Origin of the sequence: Microbacterium sp. Leaf159, assembly GCF_001423615.1 — a bacterium.
Classification (GTDB): Bacteria; Actinomycetota; Actinomycetes; order Actinomycetales; family Microbacteriaceae; genus Microbacterium.
The window spans coordinates 150136-171137 of record NZ_LMOU01000001.1 but is presented as its reverse complement, the minus strand read 5'-3'; the positions used below and the strand labels follow the sequence as shown (position 1 = coordinate 171137).

The window sequence follows — 21002 nt, the reverse complement described above, 5'->3', positions numbered from 1 at the left end:
AGCCCGCCGCACGAGATCGTGCGGCGGGCTTCGTCGTTGCGCGGAAGCTCAGTCGAACCAGATGCCGAGCTCGCGTGCGGCGGACTCGGGGCTGTCCGAGCCGTGCACCAGGTTCTGCTGGACCTTGAGTCCCCAGTCGCGGCCGAAGTCGCCGCGGATCGTGCCGGGTGCCGCGGTCGTCGGGTCGGTGGTCCCCGCGAGTGAGCGGAAACCCTCGATCACACGGTTGCCCGCGAGGCGGATCGCCACGGACGGACCCGAGAGCATGAACTCGAGGAGCGGCTCGTAGAACGGCTTTCCCTCGTGCTCCGCATAGTGCTCGGCGAGGAGGTCACGGTCGGGTTCGACCAGACGGATGTCGACGAGCGCGTAGCCCTTCGACTCGATGCGCGCCAGGATCGCTCCGGTGAGGCCGCGCGCGACACCGTCGGGCTTGACGAGGACGAGGGTTTCTTCGGTGGCCATGTCATTCACTCTCTGTCTGAGTCTCGGTCGCGGGCCCGGCAGGACGTCGTGCGTCCAATCGAGCCCCCATGATCGTCGCATACCCCCACATGCCGCCGAAAATCACGACGACGAGCAGGATGGCGGGAACGAGGATCGCGCCCAGCGCGATGACGACCTGGATCACCCAGCCCGCGGTGATCGCCCAGGGCTTCGTGATCATCCCCGCGACGGCGATGCAGGCGATCCCGACGATGCCTCCGCCGACGATCCCCCACCACTGCGGGATGCCGGCAGGCAGGGTCTTGAGTCCGAAGATCGTGAGCCCCGCGAGGAACACGACGATCGACTCGAACCCGAGCACGATCGGCGCGAGTTTCTGCACCAGAGTGCGCGGCGGACGCGGTGCGCGAGGCGGACGAGGGGATGCCGACTCGGCGCTCACGCGCGCCACCCCGACTTCCAATCCTCTTCCTCCGAGAGGGAGATGGCCTCGCCGGCCAGCACGACGGACCCTGCGATGACCACCGCGCGGCGGTCGGACGACGCCGCCCACTCTCGGGCGGCGTCCGCCGCCTCGGCGAGGGTCGGATGCACGGTCGCGCGCTGCCCTGCGGCTTCGACGAGATCGGCGATCGCATCCGCGTCGCTCGCGCGATCAGAATCGGGGGCGGTGGCGAAGACGTGGGCTGCCGCCGGCGCGAGCTTCGCCACGATGCCCGCCGCATCCTTGTCGCCGAGGACTCCGAGGACGACTCCCCACTCGTCGAAGTCGAAGCTGTCATCCATCGCCTGAGCGAGTGCTGCGGCGCCGTGCGGGTTGTGCGCCGCATCGACGATCACCGTGGGCGAGATGCCGAGCAGCTGAAGGCGACCGGGCGATGTCGCGCCCTGCAGACCCTCCGAGACGATGTCGGCCGCGATCTGCTGCTGCCCACCTCCGATGAGCGCCTCCACTGCGGCGACCGCGAGAGCGGCGTTGTGACCCTGGTGCGCGCCGTACTGCGGCAGGTACTCCTCGAGGTACTCCCCCGCGAGCCCGCGGATCGAGATGAGCTGCCCGCCGACCGCGAGCTTCTGGTCGGTGAGCCCGAACTCGTCCCCCTCGAAGGCGATCGTGGCGCTCTTCTCCGTGGCGACGCGCCGGAGCACGTCGGCGGCCTCGTCCGGCTGCTGCGCAGACACGACGGCTGCGCCCTCCTTGATGATCCCCGCCTTGACCGTGGCGATCTCGGCGATCGTGCCACCGAGGCGATCGGCGTGGTCGATGTCGATCGGTGCGAACACCGCGACATCGCCGTCGGCGGTGTTGGTCGAGTCCCACTCGCCGCCCATACCGACTTCGAGCACGAGGACGTCGACCGGGGCATCGGCCACCGCGACGAAGGCCAGCACGGTGAGCAGCTCGAAGAACGTGAGCGGCTCCTCGCCCGCGGCTTCGAGCTCGGTGTCGACGATCCCGACGAACGGCTCGATCTCATCCCACGCGTCAGCGACCGCGGCATCGTCGATCGGCTGACCGTCGATCATGATGCGCTCGGTGAAGCGCTCGAGGTGCGGGCTCGTGAAGAGTCCGGTGCGCAGACCGTGCGCCCTGAGCAGGCTCTCGATCATCCGGGCCGTCGACGTCTTGCCGTTCGTCCCTGTGATGTGCACGACACGGTACGTGCGCTGCGGGTCGTCGAGGAACGCGAGGATGCGGGCGGTGCGCTCCTTGCGCGGCTGCACCCAGCGCTCGCCGGCGCGGCTCAGGAGCGTCTCGTAGACGGCATCCGCCCTGTCTCGTGCGCTCATGCGCTCGGCTCCTCGATGTTCGTGTCGATCGTGACGATGATCGGGCGCTTGTCGGCGCCGAGGGCCGTGGCTCCGCTGCGGAACACACCATCACCCGGGCTCGTCACCTCCTGCACCAGAGTGGAGATCTCGTCGGTCGCGTGGACTGCGAAGCCCACCGCGAGGGTCTCCCCCGCGATCAGTTCGGCATGCGTCTGCAGCGCCTCGGCATCGGCGGCGCTGACGTTGAGCGCGAGGACGATGCGGTCGCTCACGTCGAGATCGGCGTTCTTGCGCGCCTCCTGCACCACACGGATCGCGTCACGCGCCAGGCCTTCGGCTTCGAGCTCCGGCGTGGTCTGCGTGTCGAGCAGCACGAAACCGCCCGCCGGCACCAGAGCGAGTGCCTCGCCCTCCGGTCGGCCCGTGGTCTCGAGGGCGAGCTCGTACTCCGACGCCTCGAGCGCGATGCCGCCCGCGGTGACGACTCCGTCGCTCTCGGACCAATCGCCCGCCTTCGCGGCCTTGATCACGGTCTGCACGTTCTTGCCGAGGCGCGGGCCCGCGGCACGGGCGTTGACGCTGAGCCGATGGCTGATGCCGTAGTCCACCGCGGTCGTCTCCGACTGCTCGACGAGCTCGACCGACTTGACGTTGAGCTCCTCGCGCAGGATGTCCTCGAACTGACCGAGCGTCGCCGCGAGGGGCGACACCACGGTGAGCCGGGCGAGAGGCAGCCGCACGCGCAGCTTCTCTTTCTTGCGCAGCGCGTTGGCCACGCTCGACAGCTCGCGCACGGCATCCATCGCGTCACGGATCTCGTCCGCTGCAGGGAACGCGCTGGCGTCCGGCCAGTCCTGAAGGTGCACGCTGCGTCCGCCCGTGAGTCCCTGCCACACGCGCTCGCTGATGAGCGGCACGAGAGGCGCGGCGACGCGGGTCAGCGTCTCGAGCACGGTGTAGAGCGTGTCGAACGCATCGGTGTTCGATCCCTCCCAGAACCGGTCGCGCGAGCGGCGGATGTACCAGTTGGTGAGCACCTCGGCGAAGTCGCGCAGACGCGCGGAGGCGGTGGTGGAATCGAGGCCCTCGAGGTCGACACGCACCTCGCGCACGAGGTCGCCGAGACGAGCCAGGATGTAGCGGTCGAGCACATCGGTGGAATCCGTGCGCCACGTCGCCTCGTACCCGCCGGGCTTCGCCGCGTTCGCGTAGGTCGCGAAGAAGTACCACGAGTTCCACAGCGGGAGCAGGAACTCGCGCACGCCCGAGCGGATGCCCTCTTCGGTCACCGCGAGGTTGCCGCCGCGCAGCACCGAGCTCGACATGAGGAACCAGCGCATCGCGTCGGAGCCGTCACGGTCGAGCACCTCGGACACGTCCGGGTAGTTGCGCAGCGACTTCGACATCTTGTAGCCGTCGTTGCCGAGGACGATGCCATGGCAGCTGACGCCGGTGAACGCCGGGCGGTCGAACAGCGCGGTCGACAGCACGTGCATGACGTAGAACCAGCCGCGCGTCTGCCCGATGTACTCGACGATGAAGTCGGCCGGTGCATGCGTGTCGAACCACTCCTGATTCTCGAACGGGTAGTGCACCTGCGCGTACGGCATGGAGCCCGAATCGAACCACACATCGAAGACGTCCTCGATGCGGCGCATGGTGCTCTTGCCGGTGGGGTCGTCGGGGTTCGGACGCGTGAGATCGTCGATGTACGGACGGTGCAGGTCGATCTCGCCCTCGGGGTTGCGCGGCAGGGTGCCGAAGTCGCGCTCCATCTCCTCGAGCGAGCCGTAGGCGTCGACACGAGGGTACTCGGGGTCGTCGCTCTTCCAGATCGGGATCGGCGAGCCCCAGTACCGGTTGCGGCTGATCGACCAGTCGCGTGCGCCCTCGAGCCACTTGCCGAACTGGCCGTGCTTGACGTTCTCGGGGACCCAGGTGATCTGCTCGTTGTTCGCGAGCAGGTCGTCCTTGATGTCGGTGACGCGGATGAACCAGCTCGACACGGCCTTGTAGATCAGGGGGTTCCGGCAGCGCCAGCAGTGCGGGTACGAGTGCACGTAGCTCTGCTCGCGCAGGAGGCGGCCCTCGGAGCGCAGCAGACGGATGAGCGGCGTGTTCGCGTCCATCCACAGCTGGCCGGCGACGTCGGTGACGTTGGGCAGGAAGCGTCCGCCGTCGTCGAGCGACAGGATCGTCGGGATGCCTGCCGCACCGGCCACCCGCTGGTCGTCCTCACCGTAAGCCGGAGCCTGGTGGACGATGCCGGTGCCGTCGCTGACCGTGACGTAGTCGTCGACGAGGATGCGCCAGGCGTTCTCGGTGCCGTAGGTCTCGGCGTCGGCGTAATAGTCGAACAGGCGGTCGTAGGTGACGTCTTCGAGTTCGGCGCCTCGCACGGTCGCGTCGACCGCGGCGAGCGCATCGTCGAGGGACTCGTAGCCGAGGTCCTTGACGTAGCCGCCGAGCAGCTCGCGCGCGAGGAGGTAGCGGTGCGCGGACGCCTCGACAGCGGCATCCGTCGTTCCGGCGATCTGGTGCACGTCGGCCGCGCCGCCGGGGCCGGCAGGGAGCACGACGTACTCGATGTCGGGGCCGACGGCGAGGGCGAGGTTGGTGGGGAGGGTCCACGGCGTGGTGGTCCAGGCCAGGGCGCGCACGGCGGTCAGTCCGAGGGCTTCGGCCTTGGCGCCCGTCAGGGGGAAGGTCACGGTGACCGACGGGTCCTGGCGGTTCTGGTACACGTCGTCGTCCATGCGCAGCTCATGCGCCGAGAGCGGGGTCTCGTCGCGCCAGCAGTACGGCAGCACGCGGTATCCCTCATAGGCGAGGCCCTTGTCGAAGAGGGTCTTGAACGCCCAGAGCACACTCTCCATGTAACCGAGGTCGAGGGTCTTGTACCCGCGCTCGAAGTCGACCCAGCGGGCCTGACGCGTGACGTAGTCCTGCCACTCATGCGTGTACTTGAGCACCGAGTCCTTCGCCTTCGCGTTGAAGACGTCGATGCCCATGGTCTCGATCTCGCTCTTCTCGGTGATGCCGAGCTGCTTCATCGCCTCGAGCTCGGCCGGCAGACCGTGAGTGTCCCACCCGAAGACGCGATCGACCTTCTTGCCGATCATGGTCTGGAATCGCGGGAAGACGTCCTTGGCATAGCCGGTGAGCAGGTGCCCGTAGTGCGGCAGCCCGTTGGCGAACGGCGGGCCGTCGTAGAAGACCCACTCGTCAGCGCCCTCGCGCTGCTCGATGGAGGCGCGGAAGGTCTGGTCGGTCTCCCAGAAGTCGAGCACGTCGCGCTCGATCTGAGGGAACCGAGCGCTCGGGGCGACGGAGGCAGCCTGGTCGGCGGCGGGGCCGAAGGAGGAACGCGGGTAGGTCATGTCGTCTCGCAGGAGTCGTGGCGGATGCTGCTGCGAGGACGATCCGTCCGGCTTGTCGTTCCGGGGACCGCGGTACCACCTCGCGTGCCGCGCCTCTCGGCGGAGCCACTCTCACTGCGGCTGTGACGGGCCTGCCCCGCTCGGTTCTACTGAGTCGGCCTTTGCGGGCCGACCGTTCTTCCGAGAGCTCCCCGGTGATGTCCGGATCACGGCTCTTGGTTCCCATTGTACGCGGGGTGCGGGGGTGTGCGCCTCCCGAGGTGCCGGTGCTCCCGAGGTGCCGGTGCGCTTCGCAGGTCGTTGTGCGCCCGGCCAGTGTGGGATGTACCGGGGAGTGTCTCCGCCACCCCCTACCCTCGAAGCATGGTCCGCTCTCCCGAATCCCCTGCGGCTCCCCGCGTTTCGCCTCCCGACCTTCCCCTCGAGTTCGAGTCCGCGACGGCGCGGCGCAGCGCGGATCTGCTCGCGGCTCGGCTCGATCTCGAAGTCACGGCAGATCTCGCCCACGCCTCACTCGAGCAGTGCACGATCACGGCCGACGCCGACAGCGTCGACCTGACCGGAGCCACGCTCATCGACGTCGACATGGCGGGTGTCCGCATCGCCTCGCTCAAGATGCGGGATGCCGGCGTGCGCCGTGTCCGCATCAGCGGAGGCCGCATCGGCACGCTCGATCTGAGCAGCGCGCGCATCGACGAGCTGGAGCTCCGCGACGTGCGGATCGACTATCTCAACCTCGGCGGGGTGCGGGCGGCAGACATCGAGATCACCGCGTGCAGCATCCGGACGATCGACATGCCCCAGGCCGAGCTCACGCGTGTGCGCTTCACCGACACGCGCTCGGACGAGGTGGACTCGCGAGGCATGCGTGCCACGCACGTGGACCTGCGCGGGCTCGACGCCTCGGCGTTCCTCGATGCGAACAGCCTCCGCGGGACGACCCTGAGCAGCTTCCAGGTGCAGCAGCTCGCCCCGGTGCTCGCCGCGGGGATCGGCATCCAGGTCAAGGACTGACGGGGCCGTTCGCCTCGAGCAGCTCCTGCGTGAACGGATGCTGCGGCGATGCGAACACATCGGCGACCGCACCCTGCTCGACGATGACGCCGTCCTGCATCACGAGCACGTCGTCGGCGACCGCACCGACGACGTCGAGATCATGGGACACGAAGATCATGGTCAGCCGCCGCTCGCGCTGCAGTCGGAGCAGCAGCTGGAGCACGCGTTCGCGCACGGACGGATCCAGCGCCGACACCGGCTCGTCCAGCACCAGCACCTCGGGCTCGGCCGCCAGTGCCCGTGCGATGGCAGCGCGCTGACGCTGCCCGCCCGACAGCGCGGCGGGTCGACGGTTCGCCAGCACGGGGTCGAGGTCGACCTCGGCGAGAAGCTCGGCCACACGCCGGGACCGTATCGTGCGGGGCACGCCGCCCGCGGCGAGCGCCTCCCTCAGCGACCGACCGATCGACCACCGAGGGTCGAAGGCACCGAGCGGATTCTGGTGCACGAGCTGCACGCGGTGCTCCCCGATCCAGCGCAGTCCTCCGTCGTCGGGCTGCTCGACGCCGACGATCATCCGCGCGAGCGTGGTCTTGCCCGAGCCCGACTCCCCGACGATCCCGAGAGTGCGTCCCTCGTGCACGGTGAACGAGGCATCGCTCACCGCCGCGATCTCGCCGAACGTCCTGGTCGCACCAGTCGCCACGAGCACGGGCGAGGGGTCGCCGGTGGAGATCGCCCTCGGCTCGTGGATGGTCGCGGCGATCAGCTGCCGGGTGTATTCGTGCTGCGGTGCCTCCAGCACCTCGGCCACCGACCCTGACTCGACCACCGCGCCGTCGCGCATGACCAGCACCCGATCGGCGATCCGACGGACCGCCGCGAAGTCGTGGCTGATGAACACGATCGCGGTGCCGGCATCCGCGATCTCGCGGAGCAGTCCGAGGATCCGCGCCTGCACGGTCGCATCGAGGGCCGTGGTCGGCTCGTCCGCCACGAGGATCGCCGGGTCCGCGGCGATGGCCGAGGCGATCAGCGCTCGCTGCCTGAGACCCCCGGAGAGCTCGTGGGGATACTGCCGCGCTCTGCGGTCGGCATCCGGCATCCACACCCGGTGCAGCAGCTCCTGGACCCTGTCGCGCAGCGCCGCCCGACCTGAGACGAGCCGGTGCAGACGCAGGGGTTCAGCGATCTCGGAGCCCACCCGCTGCAGCGGGTCGAGCGAGACGAGAGCATCCTGCGAGACGAGCGCGATGCCGGAGCCGCGGAGGGACCTCCAACGCCGCTCGCCGAATCGTGCGACATCCGTTCCGTCGACCACGAGCCGCTCGAAGCGCACGCGGGCGTCTGCCGGCGTCAGTCCGAGCAGCGCCCGGGCGGTGAGCGACTTGCCTGCCCCCGACTCGCCCACGATGGCGACGCACTCACCACGCGACACGGTCATCGACACCCCGTCGACCACGGGCGCCCCACCGAAGTCGATGCGAAGGCCCGTCAGCTCCAGCGCCGCGGTCATGAGGTCCGCCCCTCTGCTCTGGCACGCAGGACCCGGCCGACGACGGTCGCCGCGATCACCGTCACGGTGATCGCGATGCCGGGGAACACGGCGATCCACCAGGCCTGGCCCAGCACGTTGCGCCCACCCGCGAGCATGAGTCCCCACTCGGGTGTCGGCTCCGAGGGACCGAGGCCGAGGAAGCTGAGTCCGGCCGCGGCGAGGATGCTCGATCCGATGCCGATCGTCGCGAGCACGCTCAACGAGCCGAGCACCCCCGGCACCACGTGACGGACGAAGGCGGGCACGGGAGGAACCCCGAGGATGCGTGCGGCCTCGACGTGCTCGGCGCTGCGGAGCGTGCGGGTCTGCACGCGGGCGAGACGGATGTAGACGGGGACGGCGGCGAGCGTCACCGCGATCGCGATGTTGACCGGCCCCGGTCCGAGCACCGCCACGACGACGAGTGCTACCAGGAACTCGGGAAAGGCCATGAGCACGTCGTTGACCCGCATGAGCGCCGCGTCGACTCCCCGTGGAGCGAGTCCGGCGAGCGCGCCGATGAGGAGTCCTGCAGCGAGCGCGATGCCGGTCGCGAGCAGACCGATCCCGATCGAGCGCCCGGCACCGTGGACCACCCGCGAGTACACGTCGCGGCCGCTCTGATCGGTGCCGAACAGGTGCTCGGCACTCGGCGGCAGCAGCGATGCCCGCACGTCCGTCTGGAGCGGGTCGTGCGTGGCGAGGACTCCGGGGAAGGCCGCGGCGAACGCGAGAACCAGCAGCACGGCCACCGCGCACCACAGCAGCACGACCTGCGCGCGCTTCATCGCGCACCCCCGCGTTCCGTGCGAAGACGCGGGTCGATGAGCGGATGCAGGAGCTCGATCACGAGGTTCACGATCACGAACACGATGGCGCTGAGCAGGATGATCCCCGTGATCACCGGCAGATCGCGGTTGGTGATGGCTGCGAGGGTGACCCGCCCGAGGCCCGCACGGGCGAAGACCGTCTCGACGAGCACGGCTCCGCCGAGCACCGATCCGGTCAGGTAGGCCGCCAGCGTCACCGCGTTCGCGGCACCGTGCCTCAGCCCGTGCCGCAGTGTGAACCACGACGGGCCCGCGCCCCGGGCTCGGACGGTCTCTGCGAACGGCATCCGCTCGGCCTGCACGAGTCCGTCGCGCAGGACCTGACTGAGAAGCGCCGCCACGGGCAGCGCGAGCGTGATGGCCGGCAGCACGATCGTCGCCGGATTCCGCGCACCCGAGACGGGGAACCACCCGAGTCCGAACGCGAAGACACTGAGCAGGATCAGACCGATCCAGAACACCGGCGACGAGAGGATGACGAGTTCGATGCCCGCCGCGACAGCTCGCCCTGCCTGGCCGCGCACCAGCAGGGCCACGGCCAGCGCGAGCAGCACAGCGATCACGAGAGCGAGCGCCGAGAGCTGCAGCGTCGGCCCGAGCTGACGGCCGATGACCTCGGCCACCGGCATCCGCAGCTGGTACGACTCCCCGAGGTCTCCCCTGGCGAGTTGACCGATGAAGCTCAGATACTGCTCGAGCGGCGGCCGGTCAAGTCCGAGCTCTGCGCGGATGCCGTCTTTCACCGCCTCGCTGACCTGGGCCTGCGGTCCGAGCATCACCGAGACCGGATCGCCAGGAATGATGCGGAACGCCAGGAACACCAGCGTCGCCGCGCCCCAGAGCACGATCACGACGGATGCCGCGAGGCCGGCGATGCGGAGGAGCGCTGCCTTCACCGTTCGCGCCCTCTCGACAGTTCCTGAGCGCCCTCCGGTACGCGGCGCTCGCTCACGAACGATACCGCAGCGATATACCGGAGGGGGCTCGACGACCCAGGCGTCAGCCGACGCTCACGTCGAAGAACAGGGGCCGCCCGTACAGGTCGTAGTCCAGACCGCTCACGCGCTCGCCGACGGCGGTGATGGCCGACGGGCTGTACAGCGGCACGATCGCCGTGTACTCCGCGTTCCACTCCTGCAGCTGCGTGTAGATGCTGTTGCGCTGGTCCTGGTCGCTGGACGCGACGGCTTGGTCGAGCAGCGCATCGATCTCGGGATCCGTGACCTGCGAGGCGTTCTGGAATCCGTCCGTGTGCAGGTGCGCTCGCAGGAAGTCCGGGTCGACGCCCGAGAATCCCCAGTCGGTCAGGTCGAACGTCTTCGGGCCGTACTGCTCGTTGTAGGCACCCGGCTCCAGCACCTCGCGCACGACCTCGAAGCCGATCCCCTTGAGATCCGACTGGATCGCGTTCGCCAGAGCCGCGCGGTCGTCCGGCACCGGGGTCCAGGCGATCCACCGTGCCGACAGACGCTGGCCGTCCTTCATGCGGATGCCGTCGCTGTCGCGCTCCGTCCAGCCCGCCTCATCGAGCAGTGCGCTCGCCGCGGCGGCATCGAACGGCCAGCTGTCCTCGAGCGAGGCGTCGTAGCCGGGGGTCGTCGACCCGAGCACGCTCCACGCCCGCGGGAACTGTCCGAAGAAGATCTCATCGACTGCCGCGTCGACGTCGATGCCCCGGGCGAACGCCTGGCGGACCTTCTCGTCGGCGAAGACGCCGTACTTCTCGTTGAGGTACAGCGAATAGGGCAGGCCGGGGTACTCGATCGAATCGACGGTGATGCCGTCTCCGAGATCCCCTGCGAGGTTCGGCGGGATGTTGCTCGCGAGATCAGCCTCGCCGCTCTGCACCACGCCGGTGCGGACAGATGCCTCCGGCTGGATCTCGACGCGCAGCGTCTCGACCTTCGGTGCGTCCTCGCCGTGCGGGCCCCAGGCATAGTCGTCGTTGCGGGTGTAGACGAGCTCCTGATCGGGCGTGTACTCGGTGAGCACGAACGGACCGGTGCCGACCGTGACGTCGGGCCCTCCGGCCTTCAGCTGATCTGCGGACTCGGCGAGCACCGCCGGTGAGTAGAAGCCGAGCTGCGGAGTGCTGGCCGCCTGCAGGAACGGCGCGTACGGCTGGGTGAAGCTCACCTTCACGGTGTGGTCGTCGATGACCTCCGTGCCTTCGTAGAAATCAGCGCCGAGCATCGATGCCGCCTGAGCCGACTCGGTCTCAGGGTCGACGATGCGGTCGAAGTTCGCCTTGACCGCTTCGGCGTCGAACGGTTCTCCGTCCGAGAACGTCACGTCGTCGCGCAGGACGAAGGTGTACTCGGTGCTGTCGTCCGAGACGGACCAGTCCTTCGCCAGCCACGCGGTGAACGAACCGTCGTCCTCCTGGAACACGAGAGAGTCGAGCACGGCGCGCTGCACCATGCCCGAGACGTCGAGCTGGCTCACCTGCGGGTCCATGTGACCGGCCGAGAGGTTCGCACCCTCGATCGACCAGACGAGCTCGCCGCCGTCGGATTCGGAGGAGGGAGCGGCGCACGAGCTGAGCAGGAGAGCACTCACGGCGACGGTGGCACCGAGCGGGATCGCGCGGCGCAGGAAGGAGATGGGCATGCTGTTCCTCGGGAGGGAATGCGGGAGACGACGCGGATGCATCAGTTCTTGGACTCGATCCAATTCTAGGACGTCCACGGCGACACGGGCGCTCCGCGGCCTTCACCGCGTCATCCGCTCCTCATATACTGCGAGGACACCGGAGGAGGGGGTAGCAGTGTCAACCGAGGAACTTTCGGACACGATCGCCGCGCTGAACGCGAAGATCGATGCCCAGATAGCGCATGCTCAGGACCTGGCCGCGGAGTCGGCGAAGCTCGAGGACGAGGTCGCGGAGACCACGGCGACGGTCTCGTCTGCGGACGGTCGCGTCACGGTCACCGCGCGCCCCACCGGCGGGATCGAGTCGGTGCAGCTGTCGTCGATCAGCACCGCGACCGACGCCGCGGCACTCGGCGGACTCATCACCGCGACGATCGCGAAGGCGCAGCGCGCGGCCGCAGAGCAGGTGCTCGCGTCGATGAGCCTGACCCTCGGCGAGAGCTCGCCGCTCGTCGCGGCCGTGCGCAACGACATCGACACCGCCTTCCCGCAGGCAGGCGGCAGCACGATCGAGTACCGCTGATGGGCGTGATCGAGGTCAACCCCGCCCAGGTGGCGAAGGCCGCGAAGGCGATCAGCGTCGCCTCGCTCAACATCGATGCCGCCCTCGAGGAGCTCACCGCCCACGCGGGGATCCTTCGTCGATCGTGGTCGGGCGAGGCCCAGCTCGCGTTCGACTCGGCACAGGGCAGGTTCGACGGACTCATGCGCGAACGCACCGCACTCGTCGTCGCGATCTCCGACGCGCTCGGAGAGCTCGCAACCCAGTACTCGGACGCGGATCTGGCCGGCCAGCGCGTCCTCGGCGGCAGCTGACGCCGGATCACACCAGACACACAATCGGGGGGAACCGATCACGATGACCGCAGCCAATCAGCAGATCATCATCGACGAAGATGAGCTTCGCGCACACGTGAAATCACTCACCACCGCCGCCGAGCTCCTCGGCGCCGCAGCGAAGACAGCGGCGGGAGGCGTCGGGCAGTCGGCCTTCGGAGCGATGTGCGGGCCGCTGCTCGGCCCCGCCATCGACGCGCTCGCCGATGCATCCGAGTCCACACTCACGGCGGCCACCGCGCTCGCCGACGCGACCGGCACAGGACTCAAGGGCATCGTCGATGCGTTCGGCGAGATCGAGGACGGGGCCGTGAAGGCGTTCGGCACGATCGAGGGCGAGCTGTGAGCGCGATCGCCTCCATCAGCGGCCAGGTGCGCTCCGGATCCTGGGCAGCCGGGGCGCCCGGGCCCAGTGCGTCGCAGGCGGACTGCGCGAGCATCCCGGGTTTCGCGGGGATGCTGATGCAGTACATCGCCCCGCTGCGCGAGTGGTTCGACGACCTCCTCGGCGACCCGGGGACGGTCGGCGGATTCGCTTCGCGATGGGAGGACGCGGAGAAGTCCCTCCGCAGGGTTGTCGAGACCCTGCGGGACGCAGAGCCGAAACTCGCAGACATGGATGGACGGACGGTCCGCGCGCTCCGGGCCCGCTACGGCGACCTGCTGTCCGTCGCCGAGGACGCCGCGCAGTGGACCGGGGCCACCGCAAGCGCCGTGCGGCTGGTCAGCCAGATCATCGAGTCGACGAGGGTCCTGATCTGCGACTTCCTCGGGAGCCTCAGCAGGTTCGCCGACGACCTCTTCAGCTTCAGCCTCAACCCGTTGAAGAAGATCGACGACATCAAGCGCTTCGCGTCGTCCGCCGCCGACTTCATCACCTCTGCGGGCGCTCTGGTCAAGAGCCTCACGGGCGCCGTCGTCTCACTCGCTCAGCTGCTGTACAAGCTGATCCCCCTCATCGGAGACGCACTGGCAACGCTCCGAGACCTCCTCGTGGACATGCTGCCTCTGGTCGGAGCGCCCACCGGTGGACCGCTCGGGTTGGTGTTCGGCAACGTCCTGCACGACTTCCTGACCGATGACGCGCGCGTGAACGAGATCGATCCGTCGACGCTCACCGACGAACAGCTCGAGGCCTGGAAGGACGCTCACGGGGTGACGTCTCTCGACTCCCTGTCGGACCTCGTCTCGGTCAACGGCACGACCGATTCGATGGGCGGCGAGGATTCGACCGCCATCGACATCAAGGAGGTCGTCGCACCCGACGGATCGACCCACTGGGTCGTGTCGCTGCCCTCGACGCAGGCGTGGGAGGTCGGCGGACCCGCGGGCGCGATGAACGACCGCGACAACAACCTCGCTCTGATGCTCGACAATCCGCTCTTCCGCACGCAGTACGAGCGCGCTGTGCTGGACGCGATGCAACAGGCGGGCATCCCCGCAGGATCAGATGTCGTTCTGACCGGCTTCAGTCAGGGAGGCATCATGGCGGCGAACCTCGCCGCGGACTCGTCCTTCCCGTACAACCCGATCGGGGTCGTGACCAACGGCTCCCCCGTCGACAACTTCCACGTGCCGCCGAACGTGCCGGTCTACGCGTTCCAGCACGCGACGGACGTCGTGCCGATGCTGGACGGAAGTCTCGTCGGCGTGCCAGGGCTGCCCGGCCAGTCGCCCATCGACATCCCGAACACCCCCGTGACCGTGCTCCCGCCGAACATCCACCAGATCACCCTTCCGGACCCTCCGGGATCACACGGATTCAGTGCGCACGACAACGCGCTCTACGCAGACTCCGTCGGCGACTGGGAGAGCGGATACCACGCCGCGAACAACGGCACGGATCCCTGGGATCTCGCGGGTCTCGGTGGTACGGTCGTCGATCACCAGGTCTATCAGGGAGTGGAACGCTGACATGAGCACCACCGGCGTCACTCGACTCGTCCGCGGAGTCGCGATCCTCGCCCTCGGCGCCGCCATGGTCGCGCTGAGCGGGTGCGGAGCGATCACGAAAGAGCTCTCCGACGGGGACTTCGCCGAGACGATTCCCGCTGCCCTGGCGGAGTCCGACATCGGCGTGACCGACTCGTTCGCGGCGAAAGGAATCGACGGCTTCACCTTCAACCTCATCGTCGGGGTGGATCTCGACCACGGCGAGCTCTCGGCCGATGATCTCGCCGGGATACTCACCATCGTGCTCCAGAACAACGATGTGCCGAGCGATCAGATCAAGCTCTCCGTGAACGATGTCGATGGCGAACCCATCGATGTGAAAGAGGTGGTGGAGCAGATCAGTCCGGACCTCGAGACGCGAGCGGCCAGCTACGGCGACCTGGCGGTCACGAACGACCAGGCGGCAGCGATCGTGGAGGCCGTCTGGGGCGAGTGAGGGACTCCCCACCTGTGCGGGACGATTAGACTGTGGGGCACAACCCACACTCAGGCACGCTCACACAGTGCCGCATACATCGCTCGAGGAGACCTCCATGTCCGTGATTCCCGACAAGCCCGTGCTCGAAGGCCTCGAAGCGAAGTGGGGTGAGTCGTGGTCGGAGCAGGGCACCTACCTGTTCGACCGACTCCGCGCCGCACAGTCCGGCCGTGAGGGCGTGTACTCGATCGACACTCCCCCACCCACGGCGTCCGGCAGTCTGCACATCGGTCACGTGTTCTCGTACACGCACACCGACGTCAAGGCGCGTTTCGAGCGCATGCGCGGCAAGAACGTCTTCTACCCGATGGGCTGGGACGACAACGGTCTGCCCACCGAGCGCCGGGTGCAGAACTACTACGGCGTGCGCTGCGACCCGACGCTCCCGTACCAGACCGACTTCACCCCGCCGTTCGAGGGTGGGGACAACAAGTCCAGCCGCGCGGCCGACCAGGTGCCGATCAGCCGCCGCAACTTCATCGAGCTGTGCGAGCGCCTGACCATCGAGGACGAGAAGCAGTTCGAGGCCCTCTTCCGCCAGCTCGGCCTCAGCGTCGACTGGACCCAGACGTACCGCACGATCTCCGACGACACGATTCGTCAGAGCCAGCTCGCGTTCCTGCGCAACCTCGAGCGCGGCGAGGCCTATCAGTCGCTCGCGCCGACCCTGTGGGACATCGACTTCCGCTCTGCCATCGCCCAGGCCGAACTCGAGGACCGCGACCAGCAGGCCGCGTACCACACCATCGATTTCCCCTTCGCAGACGGTTCGGGCTCGATCACGATCGAGACCACGCGCCCCGAGCTGCTCCCGGCGTGCGTCGCGATCGTGACGCACCCCGAGGGCCCGCACAAGCACCTGATCGGTACGAAGGTGCGGACGCCCTTCTTCGGCGCCGAGATCGAGGTCCACGGACACCACCTCGCGCAGCCCGACAAGGGCACGGGTGCGGCCATGGTCTGCACCTTCGGCGACGTGACCGACATCATCTGGTGGCGCGAGCTGCGCACCACCACCGGCGGCGACCTGCCGAACATGACGACCATCGGTCTGGACGGGCGCTTCCTGCCCACCGCCCCGTCGATCGTGGCGAGTCCCGAGGCCATCGACTGGTACACGGCCGAGCTCGCCGGCAAGACCGTGTTCTCGGCGCGCAAGGCGATCGTCGAGAAGCTGCAGGAGACAGGCGACATGACCGCGGTCGGCAAGCCGTTCAACCACGCGGTGAAGTTCTTCGAGAAGGGCGACCGTCCCCTCGAGATCGTGTCGACGCGGCAGTGGTACATCCGCAACGGCGCCCGTGACGCCAAGCTCCGTGACGAGCTGCTCGCGCACGGAACCGAGCTCGACTGGCATCCGGAGTTCATGCGGGTGCGCTACGAGAACTGGGTCGGCGGCCTGACCGGCGACTGGCTCGTGTCGCGTCAGCGTTTCTTCGGCGTGCCGATCCCCCTCTGGTACGGACTCGACGAGAACGGCGACCGCGACTACGACCGGGTGCTCGCCCCCGATCACGCGATCCTTCCCATCGATCCGACCACCGATGTGCCTGCGGGATACACCGAGGATCAGCGTGGAGTGGCCGGCGGCTTCGAGGCCGAGGCCGACATCCTCGACACCTGGGCCACGTCGTCCCTGACCCCGCAGCTGGCCGGCGGATGGCAGCGCGACGAGGAGCTGTGGCAGCTCACCGCCCCGTTCGACCTGCGCCCGCAGGGTCAGGACATCATCCGCACCTGGCTCTTCTCGACCATGCTGCGTTCGACTCTCGAGGATGGCCGCTCGCCGTGGCGCAACGCCGCGATCTCGGGCTTCATCGTCGACCCCGACCGCAAGAAGATGTCGAAGTCGAAGGGCAACGTCGTGACGCCGGCCGACATCCTCGAGACCCACGGATCGGATGCGGTGCGCTACTGGGCCGCCTCCAGCCGCCTGGGCATGGATGCCGCCTTCGACCCGCAGAACCCGACGCAGGTCAAGATCGGTCGCCGACTGGCGATCAAGGTGCTGAACGCCGCGAAGTTCGTGCTGTCGTTCCCCGTGCCTGACGGTGCACAGGTCACCCACGCTCTCGACGCCTCGATGCTCACCGGGCTCGACGCCGTGATCGCGGAGGCCACCAGGGCGTTCGAGAACTACGACCAGGCGAAGGCACTCGAAGTCACCGAGGCGTTCTTCTGGACCTTCTGCGACGACTACCTCGAGCTCGTCAAGGAGCGCGCCTACAACCAGAACGACGTGGGTCAGGCATCCGCCGCGCTCGCGCTGCGCCTGGCGCTGTCCACGTTGCTGCGACTGCTCGCACCGATCGTCTCGTTCGCGACCGAAGAGGTGTGGTCGTGGTTCGAAGAGGGCTCGGTGCACACTGCGGCCTGGCCCGAGGCACTCGGCATCGAGGGCGACACGGCTGTGCTGTCGGCGGCGAGCGAGGCTCTGATCGGCATCCGCCGCGCCAAGACCGAGGCGAAGGCCTCGCAGAAGACCCCGGTGTCGCGCGCGGCGATCGCCGCCCCTGCCGCCAAGCTCGAGGCGCTCCGCGCAGCGGCCGACGATCTCCGAGCCGTCGGGCGCATCGCCGACCTCGAGTTCACCGAGGCGGACGAGTTCGCGGTCACCGCGATCGAGCTCGCTCCGGTCGAGGGCGCCTGATGCAGCTGGGCACGCGGTGGGCCACCGGCTCCGAGCCGCCGGCATCCGTTCCCGCCGCGCTCCGGCCGGCGATCTCCGAGGTCGAATCGCGCGGTCTCACCGGGCACTGGACGCTCACCTGGCTCGAGGGCCGCGCGACCGCCGAGCTCGATGCGGGCTGGGAGGTCGTGCAGACCGGCTCCGGTGATGTGATCGCCCGCCCGTTCGAGGACTGACCGAGCTCTGATGACGAAGCCCCCTGACCGCGCCTGCGGCAGGGGGCTTCGCCGTCATCGGAACGTCTCAGCGCCGAGGGAGTCCGATCTGGGCGAGCATGTGATCGACCGCCCGAGGATCCTGTCGCCTGGTCTGCTGCTCGCGCAGGAGGTCGAGCGCGAGGGCTCGCTTCTGGGCCCGACGAGTGATGCGTCGCTCGACGAATCCCGTGAGGCGATCGGCGAGGCCGAGGAGCTGTCGCTCCGCCTGCGTCGGAGCGACGAGGCGGATGGTCGCGCTGGTCATGATTCCCCCTCGTTCGATTCAGCGGCAACGGAGAGCACCGGCCCGGTCGCCGGAAGGTCGAAGAGCTCGGTGCGCATCGACACCCGGCGCACGTCTGGCCCGGTCTGGCCGCGATATCGCCCGACGGCACTCTCGATGACTCCCATGAGCTCGTCCTTGAGATCCTCCATCTGCGAGGGGGTCATCTCGAGCAGGGTCGTGGCGATCAGGCCCGCGTCCTTCCAGCCTTCCGGCACCTCGGTGTCCGGCCGGTTGACGTAGGACATCAGGGTCTCGTGCCGCAGGCGGAAGAACTCCGACGACACGATCTGCGCCGCTGCCCGGTTCGCGGGCGACATGCTCTGGCTCGGACCGGGGATGTCGATGCGTCCCTCGGGCAGCTCCCACCAGCGCTCTCGAGCGGTGCCCCGCCCCTCGACCTCGTGGATCAGGTCATGCGCCGAGAGCGTGCGCAGGTGGTAGCTGGTGGACCCGGAGGTCTCCCCCAGCATCGAGGCGAGCGAACTCGCCGTCTGCGGCCCGTGCGCGCTGAGAAGATCGAAGATCCGCACACGCAGCGGGTGAGCCAGGGCCTTGAGCGCCCCGGAGTCGAGTCGTCGCAACTGCTCTTCTTCTGCCATGTATGCAAAGATACGCTTGCAAAGCTTTCTTTGCAAGGACTTCTTTGCAAATACCTCTTGGTCTGCGCGCTCGTCAGCTCACGACGGCTCGCGCGGCCACGAAGGCGGCCACGCATCTCTCGATCTGCTCGGTCGTATGCGCCGCCGACAGCTGCACGCGGATCCGCGCCAGTCCGCGGGGCACGACAGGAAAGCTGAAAGCGGTCACATAGATGCCCTGCGCCTGCATCTCCGTCGCGATTCGCGCCGTGAGAGCCGCGTCGCCGAACATGACCGGGACGATCGGATGCTCCCCCGGCAGCAGGTCGAATCCCTCCGCCGTCATCCGCTCGCGGAACAGAGCGGCGTTGTCGCGCAGACGCGCTCGGAGATCGGCCGAGCCCTCGACCAGGTCGAGAGCGGTCAGGGTTCCTGCCACGATCGCGGGCGCGAGCGTGTTCGAGAACAGATACGGGCGGGAGCGCTGACGCAGCAGAGCGACGATGTCGGAGTGCGAGGCGACGTAACCACCGGACGCTCCACCGAGCGCCTTGCCGAACGTGCCCGTGTAGATGTCCACCCGATCCGCGACGCCGCAGAACTCGGGCGTGCCCCGGCCGCTCTCCCCCACGAAGCCGACCGCGTGCGAGTCGTCGACGAACACGAGTGCGTCGTAGCGTTCGGCCAGGTCGCAGATGTCGGCGAGGGGTGCGATGTAGCCGTCCATCGAGAAGACCCCGTCGGTGACGACCACCCGGAAACGGGCATCGGATGCATCCTGCAGCTGCGCCTCGAGATCCGCCATGTCGCGGTTCCGGTACCGCAGTCGACGAGCCTTGGAGAGACGGATCCCGTCGATGATCGACGCGTGGTTGAGCTCGTCCGAGATGATCGCGTCCTCGGCGCCGAACAGCGTCTCGAACACTCCCCCGTTGGCGTCGAAGCACGAGGAGTACAGGATCGCGTCATCCGTTCCAAGGAACCCCGCGAGTCGGCGCTCCAGTTCCAGGTGCTGCTCCTGGGTGCCGCAGATGAAGCGGACGCTGGCGAGCCCGTAGCCCCATTCCTGCAGCGCCGTTGTCGCCGATTCGAGGATTCGCGGATCATCCGCGAGCCCCAGGTAGTTGTTGGCACAGAAGTTGAGCACCTCAGCACCGTCCGCCGTGATCTCGGCGCTCTGCGGTCCGCGGATGCCGCGCTCGTGCTTCGTGAGGCCCGCGGCCTCGATGCCGTCGAGTTCGTCCGCCACATGCTTCCGGAATGTCCCGTACATCACAGCTCCGTCCAGTCGAGGATGATCTTTCCCGTTCCCGCGGACTCTGCCGCGGCGAAACCCTGTTCCCAATCCCTGGCGGGGATCACGTCGGCGATCACCCGTCCGATCGAGTCGCGCAGAGTCGCGCTGGTCTGCAGCATCGCCCCCATCGCGTTCCACGTCTCGAACATCTCGCGTCCGTAGATGCCCTTGATCGTGAGCATGTGGGTGACGAGCTTGCCCCAGTCGATGTCGAAGCCGGCGCTGGGCAGACCGAGCATCGCGATCCGACCACCGTGATTCATGTTGTCGATCATGGCCGGCAGCGCCGACGCCGCACCGCTCATCTCGAACCCGATGTCGAAGCCCTCACGCAGTCCGAGGCAGTCCTGGGCATCACGGATGTCGCGGACCGAGACGTCGACGACCTCGTCGGCGCCCATCAGACGCGCCATCTCGAGACGGGGAGCGCTGACGTCCGTCGCCGCGATGAAGCGCGCGCCGGCATGCCGGGCGACGGCGATCGCCATCAGACCGATCGGCCCGCATCCTGTCACGAGCACGTCCTCGCCGACGAGCGGGAAGGTGAGCGCCGTGTGCACGGCGTTTCCGAGCGGGTCGAAGATCGCGCCGAGCTCCGGTGTGACATCGGCGTGATGCACCCAGACATTGGTCGCCGGCAGCGCGAGGAACTCGGCGAAGGCGCCGTCTCGCTGCAGCCCGAGGCCGATCGTGCGGATGCACATCTGCCGGCGCCCCGCCCTGCAGTTGCGGCACGTGCCGCAGACGATGTGCCCCTCACCGGAGACGCGGTCGCCCACCGCGATGTCATGCACGAGCGGCCCGACCTCGACGACCTCTCCGTAGAACTCGTGGCCGGGGATGAGCGGAGCCTCGATCGCAGATGCGGCCCAGTCATCCCATCGACGGATGTGGAGGTCGGTACCGCAGATCCCCGTGCGCAGAACGCGGATCACCACCTCGTCGGCCGCCGCGGTGGGCTCAGGACGATCGACGAGCTCGAGACCGGCTGCGCGTTCCGCTTTGAACAGTGCCTTCATACGTCGATCCCATCGCGAGCGACGATGTAGAGCAATCCCAAACTTCTGTATAG

The 21002-nt window shown here is 68.3% G+C and carries 20 protein-coding genes; 8 read left to right on the top strand and 12 right to left on the bottom strand.

The annotated features are described in order from the left end of the window. Window positions 1–48 precede the first annotated feature (48 nt). The 4 genes from ndk to ileS are packed head-to-tail and all read right to left on the bottom strand — an operon-like array spanning window position 49 to window position 5600. Window positions 49–465: a nucleoside-diphosphate kinase gene (gene ndk, locus ASF80_RS00825; protein ID WP_045254652.1), complete on the bottom strand. Its 417-nt coding sequence runs from the start codon at window positions 463–465 to the stop codon at window positions 49–51. Between the two features lies 1 nt (window position 466). After that, the gene (locus ASF80_RS00820; protein WP_056307160.1) at window positions 467–898 is read right to left on the bottom strand and encodes a DUF4233 domain-containing protein; all 432 of its coding nucleotides are present in this window, start codon (window positions 896–898) and stop codon (window positions 467–469) included. Further along, window positions 886–2238, bottom strand: a complete 1353-nt coding sequence (locus tag ASF80_RS00815) for a bifunctional folylpolyglutamate synthase/dihydrofolate synthase (protein ID WP_056307158.1) — start codon at window positions 2236–2238, stop codon at window positions 886–888. The genes ASF80_RS00820 and ASF80_RS00815 overlap by 13 nt, the downstream gene beginning before the upstream one ends. After that, complete coding sequence (ileS, locus tag ASF80_RS00810) at window positions 2235–5600, bottom strand: isoleucine--tRNA ligase (protein WP_056307156.1); 3366 nt, start codon at window positions 5598–5600, stop codon at window positions 2235–2237. Before ileS ends, ASF80_RS00815 begins: the two co-directional genes overlap by 4 nt. A 363-nt stretch (window positions 5601–5963) precedes the next feature. On the opposite strand from ileS, the gene ASF80_RS00805 reads away from it, so the two are divergent. Next, complete coding sequence (locus tag ASF80_RS00805; RefSeq protein ID WP_056307154.1) at window positions 5964–6614, top strand: pentapeptide repeat-containing protein; 651 nt, start codon at window positions 5964–5966, stop codon at window positions 6612–6614. Here ASF80_RS00805 and ASF80_RS00800 read toward each other — a convergent pair. The 4 genes from ASF80_RS00800 to ASF80_RS00785 all read right to left on the bottom strand — a co-directional run bounded on the left by ASF80_RS00800 (window position 6604) and on the right by ASF80_RS00785 (window position 11573). Then, complete coding sequence (locus ASF80_RS00800) at window positions 6604–8112, bottom strand: ATP-binding cassette domain-containing protein (RefSeq protein ID WP_056307152.1); 1509 nt, start codon at window positions 8110–8112, stop codon at window positions 6604–6606. The genes ASF80_RS00805 and ASF80_RS00800 overlap by 11 nt on opposite strands. Next, window positions 8109–8921: an ABC transporter permease gene (locus ASF80_RS00795; RefSeq protein WP_056307150.1), complete on the bottom strand. Its 813-nt coding sequence runs from the start codon at window positions 8919–8921 to the stop codon at window positions 8109–8111. The genes ASF80_RS00800 and ASF80_RS00795 overlap by 4 nt, the downstream gene beginning before the upstream one ends. Further along, window positions 8918–9859 carry an ABC transporter permease gene (locus ASF80_RS00790; protein ID WP_056307148.1) on the bottom strand — a complete coding sequence of 314 codons (942 nt, stop codon included), beginning with the start codon at window positions 9857–9859 and terminating at the stop codon, window positions 8918–8920. The genes ASF80_RS00795 and ASF80_RS00790 overlap by 4 nt, the downstream gene beginning before the upstream one ends. A gap of 103 nt (window positions 9860–9962) precedes the next feature. After that, window positions 9963–11573, bottom strand: a complete 1611-nt coding sequence (locus ASF80_RS00785; protein WP_056307146.1) for an ABC transporter substrate-binding protein — start codon at window positions 11571–11573, stop codon at window positions 9963–9965. Window positions 11574–11730: 157 nt separating this feature from the next. Between ASF80_RS00785 and ASF80_RS00780 the strand changes: the two genes are divergently transcribed. The 7 genes from ASF80_RS00780 (at window position 11731) to ASF80_RS00750 (ending at window position 17748) form a co-directional block, all read left to right on the top strand. Then, the gene (locus tag ASF80_RS00780) at window positions 11731–12138 is read left to right on the top strand and encodes a YbaB/EbfC family nucleoid-associated protein (RefSeq protein ID WP_056307144.1); all 408 of its coding nucleotides are present in this window, start codon (window positions 11731–11733) and stop codon (window positions 12136–12138) included. Beyond that, the gene (locus ASF80_RS00775; RefSeq protein WP_056307142.1) at window positions 12138–12431 is read left to right on the top strand and encodes a WXG100 family type VII secretion target; all 294 of its coding nucleotides are present in this window, start codon (window positions 12138–12140) and stop codon (window positions 12429–12431) included. The genes ASF80_RS00780 and ASF80_RS00775 overlap by 1 nt, the downstream gene beginning before the upstream one ends. A gap of 43 nt (window positions 12432–12474) precedes the next feature. Next, complete coding sequence (locus ASF80_RS00770; RefSeq protein WP_056307140.1) at window positions 12475–12798, top strand: hypothetical protein; 324 nt, start codon at window positions 12475–12477, stop codon at window positions 12796–12798. Next, complete coding sequence (locus tag ASF80_RS00765) at window positions 12795–14366, top strand: hypothetical protein (protein ID WP_056307139.1); 1572 nt, start codon at window positions 12795–12797, stop codon at window positions 14364–14366. Before ASF80_RS00770 ends, ASF80_RS00765 begins: the two co-directional genes overlap by 4 nt. Before the next feature lies 1 nt (window position 14367). Then, window positions 14368–14841 (top strand): hypothetical protein, encoded by a 474-nt coding sequence (locus ASF80_RS00760; protein ID WP_056307136.1) that lies wholly within the window; start codon window positions 14368–14370, stop codon window positions 14839–14841. Between the two features lie 97 nt (window positions 14842–14938). After that, complete coding sequence (valS, locus tag ASF80_RS00755; protein ID WP_056307134.1) at window positions 14939–17533, top strand: valine--tRNA ligase; 2595 nt, start codon at window positions 14939–14941, stop codon at window positions 17531–17533. Further along, window positions 17533–17748 carry a hypothetical protein gene (locus tag ASF80_RS00750; protein WP_056307132.1) on the top strand — a complete coding sequence of 72 codons (216 nt, stop codon included), beginning with the start codon at window positions 17533–17535 and terminating at the stop codon, window positions 17746–17748. The genes valS and ASF80_RS00750 overlap by 1 nt, the downstream gene beginning before the upstream one ends. Window positions 17749–17815: 67 nt before the next feature. Here the strand turns inward: ASF80_RS00750 and ASF80_RS00745 are convergent, their stop codons facing one another. The 4 genes from ASF80_RS00745 to tdh form a co-directional block, all read right to left on the bottom strand. Continuing rightward, window positions 17816–18034: a hypothetical protein gene (locus ASF80_RS00745; RefSeq protein ID WP_056307130.1), complete on the bottom strand. Its 219-nt coding sequence runs from the start codon at window positions 18032–18034 to the stop codon at window positions 17816–17818. After that, window positions 18031–18654 (bottom strand): ArsR/SmtB family transcription factor, encoded by a 624-nt coding sequence (locus tag ASF80_RS00740; RefSeq protein ID WP_056307127.1) that lies wholly within the window; start codon window positions 18652–18654, stop codon window positions 18031–18033. The genes ASF80_RS00745 and ASF80_RS00740 overlap by 4 nt, the downstream gene beginning before the upstream one ends. A 73-nt stretch (window positions 18655–18727) precedes the next feature. Further along, window positions 18728–19906 (bottom strand): glycine C-acetyltransferase, encoded by a 1179-nt coding sequence (locus ASF80_RS00735; RefSeq protein WP_056307124.1) that lies wholly within the window; start codon window positions 19904–19906, stop codon window positions 18728–18730. Further along, window positions 19906–20949, bottom strand: coding sequence for an L-threonine 3-dehydrogenase (gene tdh, locus ASF80_RS00730; RefSeq protein ID WP_056307123.1), 1044 nt, complete (start codon window positions 20947–20949; stop codon window positions 19906–19908). Before tdh ends, ASF80_RS00735 begins: the two co-directional genes overlap by 1 nt. Window positions 20950–21002: the final 53 nt, after the last annotated feature.

Coding starts and splice junctions, on each gene's coding strand:
- ndk (WP_045254652.1), bottom strand. CDS start 465: ATGGCCACCGAAGAAACCCTCGTCCTCGTCAAGCCCGACGGTGTCGCG.
- ASF80_RS00815 (WP_056307158.1), bottom strand. CDS start 2,238: ATGAGCGCACGAGACAGGGCGGATGCCGTCTACGAGACGCTCCTGAGC.
- ileS (WP_056307156.1), bottom strand. CDS start 5,600: ATGACCTACCCGCGTTCCTCCTTCGGCCCCGCCGCCGACCAGGCTGCC.
- ASF80_RS00805 (WP_056307154.1), top strand. CDS start 5,964: ATGGTCCGCTCTCCCGAATCCCCTGCGGCTCCCCGCGTTTCGCCTCCC.
- ASF80_RS00800 (WP_056307152.1), bottom strand. CDS start 8,112: ATGACCGCGGCGCTGGAGCTGACGGGCCTTCGCATCGACTTCGGTGGG.
- ASF80_RS00795 (WP_056307150.1), bottom strand. CDS start 8,921: ATGAAGCGCGCGCAGGTCGTGCTGCTGTGGTGCGCGGTGGCCGTGCTG.
- ASF80_RS00785 (WP_056307146.1), bottom strand. CDS start 11,573: ATGCCCATCTCCTTCCTGCGCCGCGCGATCCCGCTCGGTGCCACCGTC.
- ASF80_RS00775 (WP_056307142.1), top strand. CDS start 12,138: ATGGGCGTGATCGAGGTCAACCCCGCCCAGGTGGCGAAGGCCGCGAAG.
- ASF80_RS00770 (WP_056307140.1), top strand. CDS start 12,475: ATGACCGCAGCCAATCAGCAGATCATCATCGACGAAGATGAGCTTCGC.
- ASF80_RS00760 (WP_056307136.1), top strand. CDS start 14,368: ATGAGCACCACCGGCGTCACTCGACTCGTCCGCGGAGTCGCGATCCTC.
- valS (WP_056307134.1), top strand. CDS start 14,939: ATGTCCGTGATTCCCGACAAGCCCGTGCTCGAAGGCCTCGAAGCGAAG.
- ASF80_RS00750 (WP_056307132.1), top strand. CDS start 17,533: ATGCAGCTGGGCACGCGGTGGGCCACCGGCTCCGAGCCGCCGGCATCC.
- ASF80_RS00745 (WP_056307130.1), bottom strand. CDS start 18,034: ATGACCAGCGCGACCATCCGCCTCGTCGCTCCGACGCAGGCGGAGCGA.
- ASF80_RS00740 (WP_056307127.1), bottom strand. CDS start 18,654: ATGGCAGAAGAAGAGCAGTTGCGACGACTCGACTCCGGGGCGCTCAAG.
- ASF80_RS00735 (WP_056307124.1), bottom strand. CDS start 19,906: ATGTACGGGACATTCCGGAAGCATGTGGCGGACGAACTCGACGGCATC.
- tdh (WP_056307123.1), bottom strand. CDS start 20,949: ATGAAGGCACTGTTCAAAGCGGAACGCGCAGCCGGTCTCGAGCTCGTC.